The organism is Bradyrhizobium sp. 27S5 (genome assembly GCF_037217225.1).
GTDB lineage: Bacteria > Pseudomonadota > Alphaproteobacteria > Rhizobiales > Xanthobacteraceae > Bradyrhizobium > Bradyrhizobium septentrionale.
In genome coordinates this window covers 24,108-37,565 of record NZ_CP147716.1, presented here as the reverse complement: position 1 = coordinate 37,565, position 13,458 = coordinate 24,108, and the positions used below count along the sequence as shown (strand labels likewise).

Sequence of the window (13,458 nt, the reverse complement as noted above, 5' to 3'; positions counted from 1 at the left end):
GAGGGCGATATGACCGAACATGATGATGAGAAGATCGCCGGCGACCGTGCCATTACGCCTGTGGGAGGAGGGGACAATGCTCGCGCGACGATGCTCAAACGCGGCTTCGGCGCGCTGGCGCTCACCGCCTTTGCCGCTCTGATCATCTGGGGCACTTGGAAGGGCGAGAAGCCTGTCAGCGATTCCGCCCGAAAGCTGATAATCCGCCAGGCGGCAGCTTTCGAACCCATCCCGGAAGCGCCGGCCGCGCCTGTTACCACGGCCTCAGTTGGAGCCCCGCCGGTCTCAGCCACGCCAGCGGTCCCCGCGCCCGCCTCCGACCAGCTTCTGGAAAGTGCCCGGCGCGCACCGGTGCTGGCCTATAACAGGCCGAGTTCTGTAGGACGCGCGGCCCACGACGGCGTGACCGGAAGTGTCGTCACCGACCCCTATGGGTTCGGACGGGGCGAGCCGCGCAACGACCTCGCCGACAAGCTGAAGCCGACCCCGATCGAGGGCGTGCGCGCGGCGCGGCTCCCCAACCGCAATCTGCTGGTCACCCAGGGCACCTCGATCCCGTGCGTGCTGGAGACGGCGATGTCCTCGGACGTGGCCGGCTTCGTCTCCTGCGTCGTCGTGCGGGACGTGATGTCCGATTCCGGCAACGTGGTGCTGATGGAAAAAGGCACGCAAGTGGTTGGCGAGTATCGCGGCAATGTGCGGCGCGGATCAAAACGCCTGTTCGTGCTGTGGACCCGCGCCAAGACGCCGACCGGCGTCATTGCGGCATTGGCCTCGCCGGCCACGGACGCACTGGGTCGCGCCGGTTTTGACGGTGACATCGACACCCACTTCTTTGAACGGTTCGGCTCGGCGCTGTTGCTGTCCATCGTCAGCGACGCCTCCTCAATCGGGCGTCAGCAGCTGCAGGACAGCTCGATCCAGATCAACAACACCACGGGAGCCACCAACACTGCCGCCGGCATCGCCGTCGAGCAGTCGATCAACATTCCGCCCACTCTGAACAAGAATCAGGGCGAGCTCGTCAATATCTTTGTCGCGCGCGATGTTGATTTCTCCTCGGTCTATCGATTGCGGCGGGTCGAGACCCGCACGCAGATTTTGGACCGCACCGTCCCCGGGGGCCTCGTGGCCCCGGCGGTGGTGACAAAGTGAGTGCCGTACATTCCATCGAGCGCGATGGCAGCCGGCTCGTGCTAGCGCGCTATCTCGAGCCGTTGGCTCCATTTCTGGCGGACAAATCCTTGACCGAAATCGTCGTCAATCGCCCCGGCGAGGTCTTCGTGGAAGGTCCCGGCGGCTGGACCCGGCACGAAGCGCCAGCTCTGACGCATGCCTACCTATCACACCTGGCGACCGCGGCCGCCGGCCACACCCGTCAGGACATCGGCCCGGAGCATCCGGTGGTCTCGACCACCCTGATCGGCGACGAGCGCTGCCAGATCGTGGTGCCGCCGGCGGTGCCAACAGGAACGGTCAGCCTCACCATCCGCAAGCCGTCGGCTTTGACAATGACACTGGACGCCTTTGACCAGGCAAAACTGTTCGATGAAGTCCGCGCCGCCAACAACGAACTCACTACCGACGAGCATCGGCTTCTGGCCCTGAAAGAGGCCGGTGCCTGGCGCGACTTCCTCCAGCTTGCCGTCTCAACGCGGCGCAATATCATCATTTCCGGCGCGACGGGTTCGGGAAAGACCACGCTATCCAAGGCGTTGATCTCGGCGATCCCGGCACATGAGCGGCTCATCACCATCGAGGACACCGCCGAGCTTGTTGTCCCTCATCAGAATTGCGTGCGGCTGCTCTACGCCAAGGACGGGCAGGGTCTTGCCAGAATTGGCCCGCGCGAACTTCTGGAGTCCTGCCTGCGGATGCGGCCGGATCGCATTCTGCTGCAGGAGCTGCGCGACGGGACGGCGTTCTTCTATCTGAGGAATGTGAACTCGGGCCACCCCGGATCGATCACAACGGTTCATGCCGACAGCGCCAGGCTCGCCTTTGAGCAGCTGACGTTGCTTGTCAAGGAAAGCGCGGAAGGGCGCGACCTGCATCGCGACGACATCCGCTCACTGCTGCTGCTTCTCGTCGACGTCGTCATCCAGATGCAGAAGCGGGACGGCCGCTACCGCATTTCGGAGATTTATTATGACCCCGTTCGCAAACGCGACCAGAACAATTAGGGCCGCGCAGGGCCTGGCAGTCGCGCTCGCGGGCTGCGCGCTGTTCCTGCTGGTCGCCTCAAACGTTCTGCTGCTGGGGCTCCGGCTTCACGATGGAGGACTGCATTGGTCGGAGATAGCGACGGGCTGGCCGCGTTACGGCGCTGACACACGTTTCGACCGCTGGCTGACTCTGTCGACTCTCACCGGGGTGGTTGTGGTCTTTGGCCTGCTCGGCGCACTCTTCCGGCACCGTCCTCTCCCGCTTTACGGCAGCGCGCGTTTCGCGTCCGAGCGAGAGATCAAGGCCGCTGGCCTGCGATCCAAGGAAGGCGTGCTACTCGGCCGTAAGGACGGTGCACTGCTCTGCTTCGGCGGGTCGGAACACGTCCTGGTCTACGCTCCGACCAGGGCGGGGAAGGGTGTCGGCTATGTCATTCCAAACCTATTGAATTGGCCAGATTCGGTGGTCGTTCTCGATGTAAAGAAGGAAAACTGGGATCGGTCTGCGGGATTTCGCGCAGCTCACGGGCAGGAGGTCTACTTGTTCGATCCGCTCGAGGAGAACGGTCGCACCGCGCGCTACAATCCGCTTGGTTATGTGCGCGGCGATCCCGCGGATCTCTATGACGATCTGCAACGCATCGCGGTGATGCTGTTTCCGGCCGAAAGCCGAGGCGATCCGTTCTGGTTCGAGGCGGCCCGCTCGGCCTTTGTGGCGATCGGCGGCTATGTCGCGGAAACGCCGGGCTTGCCATTGACGATCGGAGAAATCCTGCACCAGCTGTCCGCTGCCCCCGACCTCAAGACACATTTCGACAAAATTGTCGCCGCGCGCAAGTCCGGCCCTTCGCCACTGTCGCGGAATTGCATCACGGCCTTGAACGACTTCCTCGCGGCTTCTGAAAACACCATGAACTCCGTGCGCAAGACCGTCACGGCGAGGCTCGGGCTTTGGCTCAACCCGCGCATCGATGCCGCCACATCGACCAACGATTTCGATCTGCGGCAGCTGCGGCAAAAACCGATGTCGATCTATCTCGGCGTGACCCCTGACAATCTCGACCGCATGGCGCCGCTTCTGAACTTGTTCTTTCAGCAGGTGGTCGATCTCAATACCCGCGAGCTGCCGGAACAAAATCCCAAACTCAATCGCAAGGTGCTGCTGCTGCTCGATGAATTTCCGGCGCTGGGCAATGTCAACGTACTCGCGAAATCCGTCGCGTTCATCGCCGGTTACGGCATCCGCCTCCTGACCGTGGTCCAGAGTCCGGCCCAGCTGCGCTCGATTTACGGGGTCGACGCTGCCCGCAATTTCATGACCAACCATGCCGTCGAGGTGGTGTTCGCGCCGAAAGAACAGGACGTAGCAAATGAGCTTTCCGAACGCATCGGATACGACACCGTGAAAGCGCGGAGCCGCAGCGGGCCAAAAGGGCTCGCGATGCGCTCGACCAGCGAGACGGTCTCTGAACAACGGCGCGCCCTGATGCTGCCGCAGGAGCTGAAGCTTCTTCCAAGATCCAAGGCCTTCATCCTCGGCACAGGCCTTCCCCCGGTCGTCGCCGACAAGATCGTCTATTACGAAGACAAGGCGTTCCTCACACGCCTGCTACCCGCACCGGTCCAGCAGCTGCCGGGCGGCCGCTCGACCGCGCTGCTTGACGCCGAGATCAAGGAGCTGCGCTCCGAGGTTGCGGAGCTACGCGCGGTATTTCGGTCCCGCCCGTTGACTGACGAAGAGGTAGCCGACCCCTCCACAATTCCAACCAATGCCAGCTTTGATTTCGGGGACGTGGACGTCGACCTCGAAGGACTCTCTGAGGACGACCTGAAAGCCTGGGTCCAGAACTACATCGACGCCCAAGCCGTCCCGCCGGCGCGACGGTCCAGCCGCAAGCAGAACGGACGACAGCATGAACGACACGCGTGACCACAGCGGGGATTTCAGCCTGGAGCGGCAACGTCGCGCGGGGCGCGCTTTCACCCGAGGCAAGGGGGACGCCGAGTCCACAGCAACAGCCCCCAACACGCCTTCATCCGCGGAGGTCACGGAAGTTGCGTTTCCGGACCGCATCCGTCGGAGATATTACGTGGTGGCCAGTGAACCCCAAAAGGATGGATCCGACCGCGAAGCCCGGCTCTATGCCGATGAGCGGAAAGAGTACCTCGCGTTCAAGGCCACTGACGATCGCCTGGTCACCCGCATAGCTGCCGCAGAAGTGATCCGGGACATGGTCAGCGTGGCACAATATCGCCACTGGGAGGCACTTCACGTCCGTGGTTCTGTCGAGTTCCGACGCGAGGCCTGGCTCGAGGCTGGCGCGCGCGGGATGGATGTCAAAGGCTATCAGCCAAGCGAGCCTGATCGCCAGGCGCTCGCTGACCGGCGAGTCGCATGGGATCGAGCCCGGGCCCGGGCCAACGATGCAGAGGCTCGCTCCGCCTCCGACAGGCCGCTGCAGGCGGATAGGCTCGATTACGACAAGGGCGTTTCCGGACGTCTTATGGAGGTCGGCTATGGCCCCTACCGCAACCGCGCCGACGCCGAGCCATCAACCTATGTAGCCATTGAACTGGATGATGGCCGGCGACATCAGGTGTGGGGCGTCGGGCTTGAAACGGACGTCGCAAATAGCGGCGGCAGGCCTGGCGACCGCATCTCTTTGCGCAGGGATGGCGTCGAACCCGTCATCAGGGCAATCAAATCCATAGACGCCGCCACAGGACTCGCTAGCATTGAGCGGCGGCAGATGTGGCGCAACAGGTGGAGTGTGACGGTGGAGGCACGCCGTGCAGACCGACCGGCGGCCGCGCATGATTCCGACCTGCTCGCTGCCCAATCCCAGATCGCCGTCATCAACAAGCTTGTCGAACGCGCTCTGCCGAACGATGAGAATGCTCGCCAGAACATTATGGCTTTCGCCAGGGAGCGCATCGCCCAGCATCTTGAGAACGGGCATTCGTTTTCGCGGGCAGCAGTCATGGAACCGGTTCGAGATCGTCATCCATCGGAACGAGATAAGGAGATCCGAATAGCTCAGACTGGTGAACGCGCGACAGTGCGTGAGCGTCAGCGCTGAATGCACGAGGTCCATCAATGGGCCGCATTGGGCTTTTGGGAAAGTAACCCCGCCCGAAGACAATCCAAAAATCAGCGTGTTTCTGATTTACCATGCTGGCTGGATTGGACGCCAGCATGGCCAGCATGGATAGGCAAGCCTTATTCTCTGGATCTCCGTGCGTGTCGTGGCCGCCATCGAGCGCGGGATGTCGCGCAATCGTGCCGCCAAGCAGTTTGGGGTGGCGATCAGTACTGCCATCGGCTGGATGCAGCGGGTCGAGGAGAGCGGCAGCGTTGAGCCTGGCCAGATGGGCGGTCACAAGCCGAAGGCGGTTTCGGGAGACCACGCAGTCTGGCTGTCGCAGCGGATCAGGGACGGCGATTTCACCAAACGCAGTCTCTTGCCGAGCTTGCCGGTCGCGACCTGAAGATCGACTATCGGTGTGGGACTTCGTGCATGCCGAGAAGCTCAGCTTCAAAAAAGCGTGGCGGCTGGCGAACGCGATCGCCCCGAGGTAGCTCGCCGACGAGCCCAATGGGCAAAGTACCAACGTCGCGTCGCCGGCTCGCTCGTTTTGCTGAGCAAGACCTTGCGAACCTGGTGAACGGTTTCAGCAAGCGGCAAGATGCAGACACACGCTCTGATCGAGAGGACGTTGATCTGGAGCGATTCGGCCCGAAGGGCGGTCAACTACAAGAAGTTGCAGCTTACGGAAGCCACTATTCGGCTTAGAATTCGATCTGTATCGTGGTGGGACTCTATCGCGGTGACGGGCTCTTTGCGGCCGCATCGGAGCGGCTCCAATCATCGAAAGTCTCGCGTGATGCCGTGATGCCAAGCTTCGTTTTCAGTTCCAAATTGAAGGACGGCCCAGCCAGATCCACACAAGGCATGCGCGCTTTATGACGTTGGGGGTGAGCCTGTAATTAAAGAGAAGGGCAAGCAGGGTCAACCGCAGTTGGAGATCGCGCCGTACCCCAGTTCACTGCGCGGCCGGAGGCTCGAGCCCGCAAGCCAGGCATTGGTCAAGTTTCACGAACGATTGGCTGCGAGGCTCGATTCCGAGATTGCCTTGGCGCCAGTGGAGCAAGACCTGCTGGACTTCCTCAATGGTATCAGGCTGTCGCCATCGATGATGGCGCAGGCCTGTCGGCAGAATGCGACCATGCGCGCGCCCCTCGGCCTGGACACGGTGGGGCGTGCCCCACCGCCGATCCCCGACGCGCTGTCGTTCGCGCTTTATTGCAACGCGCTGCTGAGTATATGCGCCCCGGAAGCAGACCAGATGAATACCAACCCACCCGTTCAGCTCACCGCGAATTTCTCCATTTCCACTCGCGAGCAGTCGCCGCACCCGGCGCAGGGGCTATTTTCGTACAAGTGCGTTAGCATTGCTGGCCGGCAGCGAAAACGCTCGCTTGGCCTGCTCAGCGATTTTGTCACCAATGAACTGCCGCACCGCATTGCGGAGATTAGATGCAGTGAACAACCAAACGACGCGGTCAGGACCCTTGGCCGCCCGCGTTGAAGGCCGGGGATTGGGCGAAGGCGCTTTCGGCCGTCGAAGAGGCTGTCGCCGTGATGCCGGACGACCTCCATTTCCGCATGCTCCATGCGGATCTGTTGCTTCATAAACTGCGCGGCTTGCAGTCCGGCTTGCCGGCCCTGCGGCAATTTGTTCGGGACGCGATCGACAAAAAATCCGAGCTATGGATGGAAGGGGCGCTGCGCCAACTCTTCAGTTCGGCGAATGATAACTCCCACTTCCCGCCTGCCGAGCGCCTTGGGATGGGCAAGGATGTTGTCCGAACTGCTCGGCCCTTATAGCACGACAACCGGTGAGCAACCAGCCGAGCGAGATATGTCGTTTTGGCGTTATCTTTGTCGATTTGTCGCGGTCGCAACACGATCATTCAGAGTCTGCCACCACGCGCTCAGCCAAGTCACTGAACAAAATGGAGAGCGGCTTTTGGAGTTCATCCTGTGCAACTGGCACGAACATTGAAGACGTCATTTCGTGACGGCAGCGGCCGCTGACCGTCCTCACGGAAAAGGAGTCAAGAAATGAAAAGCGACATGTCGGACTATGATGTAACTGAACTGACTCTCGAAGAAGCATGTTCAACGTCGGGAGGCGACAAATGTATCATTTTTGAGCCGCCGCCGGGTGGCGGAACCATTGATGCCAATCCCCTGCCCCCCGCCGGGGATAGAGGGTTGATGTAAACTGACTACAAGCCTGCCAGAGACGCGATCATAAATCGCGTTCGCTGGCAGGCTTATTCTTATGCCCTCGTAACATGAGAACTCCATCGGGAACAACCGTTCGGATGCGTCGTAGAGGCCAGATTCGCGCGAAGGCCGATCTTGCTCGCGACCTCAAGATGACTAATCTCGACCGGCGGCGGAGGCCGAAGCCCGCCAATCGGCATCGCTGACGGTGCTTACCATCTGGAAAGAGGGGAGCCATGAAGCCTGAGATGTGGCTGAATTAACAGTTGAAGAAGCATCTGAACCTTCCGGAGGGAGTAGTTGTCGCAACTGCACTCGCGGCTATGGCTGCGTGGCAGCTGTCATCCGCCGCACTTGCATCTGAAGCGAGTTAGATGCGCAACCGCCTGACGTCGCATGGTGCAGACTGGCAGTTTCGCTACCAAATTAACGATTGCAAACCTTGTGACATAATCGAACAATGACCAATATCTTACTTCCTCCTGAAATTGTGAGCTACACGGCCGAAAGCATCCTCTCCCGGCAATCAGGACGATCTTTTCTCATTTACAAGATCATTGTGCTTTCTGTGGTCGCCGCATTGGTGGCGTTGCCACTCATTACCGTAACGGTCTCTGTTCAAAGCGCCGGCACCATTCGTCCCACCATCGAGAAGACTCCCCTGATCGCGCCCGTCTCAGGGCGCATTTCGCGTATCCTTGCCGTTGAGAACGATGTGGTTGCCCTGGGGCAAGAGATCCTCACCCTCGATGCCGTGGTGGTTGAGGAGAAGCTCAGAGCAGTTACAGGCGAAATTCGCGCCAAGGGCGATCTAGCCCGTGACCTTGAGACCCTAATCTCCTCCGGAACAGAAGCCAAGGACCCGATCCAGCTGCTGACCGAGTCCGCCACGGCCGAGCGGCTGCATTTTCTGAACCTGCTGCGGGAGAATGAATATGCCCGCAGTAACGCCGCGGCAGAACTCGAGCGCGCCAAGCGGCTGCTCTCCGTTGCTGCAGCGCCCGCAAAGGCGGTCGACGAACGGGCTTTCGCTCTCCAGAGCATTGAGGTCAAAGGCGAGATCCTCGCCCGGCGCAAAGCCGCCGAGTGGAACCAACAGCTCTTCGACACGAATCTGCGCTTGAAGGAACTCACTGCCAGCTTGCATCAGCTCGAGAACGAACGAGATCTGACCCGGATTCGAGCTCCCGTGTCCGGTGCTCTAGAGCAATTCTCCGGCCTCACCCCTGGTGGCTACGTCCAGGCGGGGCAAACTGTCGCTCGCGTCTCGCCGGATGGCGAACTGGTGGCGGAGATCTACGTCTCCCCCAACGACATTGGCTTCGTGCGAACCGGCCAGTCAGTGCGGCTCCAGGTGGATGCCTTCAACTACAATCAATGGGGCGTTCTAGAGGCGACAGTGCTCAACGTGGCCCAGGACTTCACCCTCCACGATAAAAGCCCGATCTTTAAGGTCCGCTGCGCGCTCTCTGCCAGTCATCTCACGCTCAAGAACGGAGTCATCGGTCAGTTGAAAAAAGGCATGACCGTGCGAGCCCGCTTCCTCGTGGCCGACCGCAGCCTCCTTCAACTCTTCTACAATGAGGTCGACGATTGGCTCAATCCGCTCCTTGCAGGCGGTTAATTCTTCCTCTTCAGAAACAGTGAGCGTCAATGTCGAGTAACGTCATCAAGTACAAACAGCGCGACGCCACGGATTGCGGAGCCGCCAGTCTTGCTTCCGTCGCAGCTTTCTATGGCTACAAGCTGCCATTGTCACGCATCCGCCAGTATGCGTCGACCGGCCGCTCCGGCACCACGGTGTCGGGCCTCATGCAGGCGGCTCAACAGCTAGGCTTCATCGCCAAAGGGGTGAAGGGTGGGTTCGACAGCCTTTACAAGATTCCCAAGCCCGCCATCGCGCATTTAGTCGTTAAGGAGGTCCTACACCACTTCGTCGTCATACAGGCGATCGACCGCCGGTCGATCATCGTCATGGACCCGGCCTATGGCGAAATCCGCAAGTTGTCGCACCAGGAATTTAAGATGCAATGGACTGGCGTCTTAGTGCTTTTGGTTCCGGCAGACATATTCCAGCGCCGCGACGAGACAACCTCATCCTTCGTCCGCTTCGCCCGTCTGCTTGCGCCACATAGGGAGCTGATGGCGCAGGCTCTCATCGGGTCACTGGTGACGACGATCCTTGGCCTCTCAACGGCTATCTACGTCCAGAAGATCGTCGATCATGTGATCGCAGCGGGCAACCACAACCTACTCAACCTGATGAGTGTCGCCATGCTGCTGATCCTGCTGCCGCAGACTCTGATCAATCTCCTCAGAAATCGGCTCCTCCTGCAAACGGGACAGAAGATCGATGTCTGCTTGATCCTCGGCTATTACGATCACGTCCTGAGCCTGCCTCAGAAGTTTTTCGACAGCATGCGTATAGGTGAAATCGTCTCCCGTATGAACGACGCAATGAAGATCAGAAGCTTCCTGAACGACGTCTCGATCACCATGGTGGTTAACGTGCTCGTGATACTGTTCTCGTTCGGGCTGATGTTCGTCTACTCGTGGAAGATCGCCTTGGTCGTGGCGACCTCTATCCCACTATACTTATTGGCCTATTGGACCATCAATTGGCTGAATAGGAAGCGCCAGCGCACCATTATGGAAAATGCCGCCGATCTGGAAGCGCAATTAGTTGAATCACTAGGAGCGGTCTCCACGATCAAGACATTCGGTATAGAGAGCCTGGCCAATCTTAAGATGGAGACCCGCTTCATCAAGATGCTACACTCCGTCTATAGCGCCGGCCTTATCTCGGTCTTCGGAGACAATGCCTCAACCCTCCTCTCAAACCTATTCACCGTCGTGCTGATGTGGTTCGGTACGACGCTTGTCCTCGATCAGAGCGTCACGCCCGGCGAACTACTGTCCTGCTATACGCTGCTTGGCTATATTACCCGGCCGGTTGCCAGCCTGATCCAAACCAATCGGATCGCTCAGGATGCGTTTATCGCCGCGGATCGCCTGTTCGAGATCTTCGACCTGGAGCCGGCAAGCGGTGGCAGCATCGATGCCACCAAGTCCGAACTTGGCGATATCTGCCTGGAGAACGTCACGTTTCGCCATGGCGCGCAGCCTGAGCTTTTCCAGCATCTCAGCATCACCTTCCGCCGAGGCGAGATGACGGCCGTGGTGGGGAAAAGCGGCTCAGGCAAGAGCTCCCTTGCAGCGCTGGTGCAGAATCTCTATCCGCTTGAGCGTGGATGTATCCGGATCGGCCCGCATGACCTCCAGGACCTCTCAACTGAATCCCTGCGTAAAGTTGTCGCTGCGGTACCGCAGTCGGTCGACGTGTTCTCCGGCTCGGTGATCGATAACATCGCCCTTGGTGAGTTCGAGCCGGACATCGAGAAGATCGTGAAGATCTGCGATCAAATAGGGCTGCGGTCGGTGGTCGACCGCTGGCCCGGTGGCTTCCAGGCCTATCTGGGCGAGAACGGCGTACGCCTGTCCGGCGGCGAGAAGCAGCGTCTAGCCCTGGCTCGCGCCCTGTACCGGGACCCGGAAATCCTGATCCTCGATGAGGCGACCTCCTCTCTCGATTCGGTCGCCGAGGCGCTTGTCGTAGGGGTGGTTGAGGAATTGCGTCGGGCCGGTAAGATCATCATCGCCATCTCTCATCGACTGAGCACCATTTGCGAGGCCGACAAGATCGTGGTCCTGGACAATGGACGGGTTGTTGCGGAAGGAAGGCATCCTGATCTGCTGGCAGCTGAAGGTGCTTACGCTCGCTTGTGGCGGGCACAACTTGGAACCGGCTAACATTTCTACTGTTATTGCTGTGTGCATCTGAGCAACACTGGTCGGGATCATCACCTTGAGCCGCTTGCCGCACACCCGATCCGACGCCTCCCACAGCGCCGTCAGCGCGTCCTTGATCGTCGCGCCATATCTGCGTCTTCGCTTTCTTGTTGTCTCGAGCTTGCCCGATCCTACCGTCTCGCGTCGCCGGAGCGCGCGCACCGCATGCTTGCGATGCCAGCCCGTCGTCGCGCACAGCTCGTCGAGGATCCGTCCCTTCTCCCCTCGTTTGGCCGACCGGTAACGCTCCGTTGCTGCCGACACCACCCTCTCAGCATTCGCCAACCGGCGAAGGGAAACTCCACCGCCCTTGTAGCGGACGTACATCTTATGACCACATCGTGCGCACCAGGCGATGCCGTGGAGCAGGAGCTCGCCATTGCTAGGCGCGACGCAGGACTTGGGTTGTCGATCTGGATCGCGACGCAGCCGGTCGATTTCCGTCGGGGGATGGACCGCCACCATCGATCGCCTGCTCGTCGATGTGAAGATCGCGGCGAGCGGCGTTCAGGCGGCGCCGTGCCGGATTCTATTCGGCAATCAGGCGCGAGGTCCCGATCCGCACGTTCGCTGACTGGAACAGCCCGGTGCCCGGCTTCGGCGAGGTCGACATGGTCGCCCATGGCGGCACGTCGGTGGCTGGCTCGTTCATCCAGACCCTCACGATGGTCGATGTCGCCACCGGCTGGACGGAGTGCCTGCCGTTGCTGACGCGGGAAGGTTCGCTCGTCGTCGAGGCGATCAACCGCGCACAGAGCCTATTCCCCTGGCTGTTGCGCGGCGTGGACTTCGACAACGACAGCGCCTTCATGAACGATGTCGTCGTGCCATGGTGTCGCGAACAGAAGCTCGAAGTAACTCGCTCGCGCGCCTACAAGAAGGTAAGCGCGAATTTCTCCGCACCTTTTGCTTTTGAGAGTCCTGATGCATGAGGTGTCCACCAAAATAGGTGGACACCTTGTGATGAGCGACGATGATCAGAAACTGCGGGTCAGGCTTGTCGGCCGGAACGGTCGCCGGCGCTACGAGGCGGCATCGAAAGAGCGTCTTGTCGCGGCCTGCCTTGAGCCTGGGGTTTCGGTATCGAGGCTTGCACTCGAACATGGGGTCAACGCGAACCTCCTTCGGAAGTGGATCAAGAAGCACAGCGCGACCAGGTCGCTGCCGCCGTCCTCACGCCCGGCGTTCATCCCGGTTCAGCTTGAGGGGAAGTCCGAGCGGGACCTGTCGCGAAAAGACAGCGTGGCGACGGTTGATTTGCCGGCTTACGATGAAGTGCGTGGTTCGGAACCCAAAGGGACTCCAGCTTTTTGTTCTCCGGCCAAAGTGAGCGTGTCGCTGCCGAATGGCGTGAAGCTCGCGCTGGAATGCGGCGATGTGGATGCATTGACGGCGATCATCGGAGCGCTGGGCGATGTTTAGACTGGGCGATGACCTGCAGGTCTATCTGCACCGTGAGCCGATCGACTTCCGGGCTGGCATCAACAGCCTTGCGGTCCTGGTCCAGGAGACGATGGCGCTCGATCCATTCACTCCGGCGGTTTTTGCGTTCTGCAATCGCCGTTGCGACCGGATGAAGCTTCTGTTCTTCGATCGGTCCGGCTTTGTACTGGTCCTGAAGCGGCTGACCGAAGACAGGTTCCGATGGCCGCGCCGCCAGGAGGCGATCGTCACGCTGACGACGGAGCAATTGCACTGGATCCTTGACGGCATCGATATCGATGCGATGGTCCGCCATCCGGTGCGGCAATATCAGGTTGCCGGCTGAGCTCTCGAGTTGAGCGGTTGACGCGTCGGTACGGTTCAGATTCAAGAATTCGATGAATCGAACCGGCGATCCGAGTGTTGAAGTGCTGTTGGCACGCATTGCTGCGCTGCAGGCGGAGAACCATCAACTCGCCGACCGCGTCGCCAAGCTCGAGGAAGAACTGGCGCTGGCACGCCTGCATCGTTTTGCGCCGCGCTGCGCGGCGGCGATCAGGGTGAGACTCCAGCGACAATCAAGGTGAGACTGCGCCGATGGGGACGGACCGAAGGGAGGGCGCAGCCCGACCGGAGGACCGTCCCCATCGGCGTCGCGCGTTTTTGGACCCGTCTGGCGGCCGGGTGCGGCTGGTGCAAGCTGTTGGTTCGTCTCGACAAGAGGGAAT

At 60.5% G+C, this 13,458-nt stretch carries 14 protein-coding genes; all 14 read left to right on the top strand.

Features of this window, described 5'->3' with window-relative positions; all coding sequences use genetic code 11:
• The first annotated feature begins 9 nt into the window (after positions 1 to 9).
• On the top strand, positions 10 to 1,155 hold the full coding sequence (virB10, locus tag WDM24_RS43645) for a type IV secretion system protein VirB10 (protein WP_166217169.1): 1,146 nt from the start codon (positions 10 to 12) through the stop codon (positions 1,153 to 1,155).
• The gene (gene virB11 / locus WDM24_RS43640; protein ID WP_338832677.1) at positions 1,152 to 2,183 is read left to right on the top strand and encodes a P-type DNA transfer ATPase VirB11; all 1,032 of its coding nucleotides are present in this window, start codon (positions 1,152 to 1,154) and stop codon (positions 2,181 to 2,183) included. The genes virB10 and virB11 overlap by 4 nt, the downstream gene beginning before the upstream one ends.
• Positions 2,149 to 4,095 carry a type IV secretory system conjugative DNA transfer family protein gene (locus tag WDM24_RS43635; RefSeq protein ID WP_166217499.1) on the top strand — a complete coding sequence of 649 codons (1,947 nt, stop codon included), beginning with the start codon at positions 2,149 to 2,151 and terminating at the stop codon, positions 4,093 to 4,095. Before virB11 ends, WDM24_RS43635 begins: the two co-directional genes overlap by 35 nt.
• Positions 4,079 to 5,245: an LPD7 domain-containing protein gene (locus WDM24_RS43630; protein ID WP_176396325.1), complete on the top strand. Its 1,167-nt coding sequence runs from the start codon at positions 4,079 to 4,081 to the stop codon at positions 5,243 to 5,245. The genes WDM24_RS43635 and WDM24_RS43630 overlap by 17 nt, the downstream gene beginning before the upstream one ends.
• 166 nt (positions 5,246 to 5,411) lie before the next feature.
• Positions 5,412 to 5,654, top strand: a complete 243-nt coding sequence (locus WDM24_RS44620; RefSeq protein WP_173644000.1) for a transposase — start codon at positions 5,412 to 5,414, stop codon at positions 5,652 to 5,654.
• Between the two features lie 531 nt (positions 5,655 to 6,185).
• Positions 6,186 to 6,755, top strand: coding sequence for a hypothetical protein (locus WDM24_RS43620; RefSeq protein WP_175612442.1), 570 nt, complete (start codon positions 6,186 to 6,188; stop codon positions 6,753 to 6,755).
• Entirely contained in the window at positions 6,752 to 7,054 is a 303-nt protein-coding gene (locus WDM24_RS43615) for a hypothetical protein (RefSeq protein ID WP_175612443.1), read from the top strand. Before WDM24_RS43620 ends, WDM24_RS43615 begins: the two co-directional genes overlap by 4 nt.
• A 237-nt stretch (positions 7,055 to 7,291) precedes the next feature.
• Positions 7,292 to 7,453: a hypothetical protein gene (locus WDM24_RS43610; protein WP_208073971.1), complete on the top strand. Its 162-nt coding sequence runs from the start codon at positions 7,292 to 7,294 to the stop codon at positions 7,451 to 7,453.
• 466 nt (positions 7,454 to 7,919) lie between these two features.
• On the top strand, positions 7,920 to 9,083 hold the full coding sequence (locus WDM24_RS43605; protein ID WP_166217175.1) for an HlyD family secretion protein: 1,164 nt from the start codon (positions 7,920 to 7,922) through the stop codon (positions 9,081 to 9,083).
• Between the two features lie 29 nt (positions 9,084 to 9,112).
• Entirely contained in the window at positions 9,113 to 11,269 is a 2,157-nt protein-coding gene (locus WDM24_RS43600) for a peptidase domain-containing ABC transporter (RefSeq protein WP_338702161.1), read from the top strand.
• Between the two features lie 626 nt (positions 11,270 to 11,895).
• Entirely contained in the window at positions 11,896 to 12,240 is a 345-nt protein-coding gene (locus WDM24_RS43595; protein ID WP_338702159.1) for a transposase family protein, read from the top strand.
• 31 nt (positions 12,241 to 12,271) lie between these two features.
• Positions 12,272 to 12,730, top strand: coding sequence for an IS66-like element accessory protein TnpA (tnpA, locus tag WDM24_RS43590; RefSeq protein WP_166073826.1), 459 nt, complete (start codon positions 12,272 to 12,274; stop codon positions 12,728 to 12,730).
• Entirely contained in the window at positions 12,723 to 13,076 is a 354-nt protein-coding gene (tnpB, locus tag WDM24_RS43585) for an IS66 family insertion sequence element accessory protein TnpB (RefSeq protein ID WP_166073804.1), read from the top strand. The genes tnpA and tnpB overlap by 8 nt, the downstream gene beginning before the upstream one ends.
• Positions 13,077 to 13,128: 52 nt before the next feature.
• On the top strand, positions 13,129 to 13,317 hold the full coding sequence (locus tag WDM24_RS43580) for a hypothetical protein (RefSeq protein ID WP_338702274.1): 189 nt from the start codon (positions 13,129 to 13,131) through the stop codon (positions 13,315 to 13,317).
• The last annotated feature ends 141 nt before the right edge of the window (positions 13,318 to 13,458 follow it).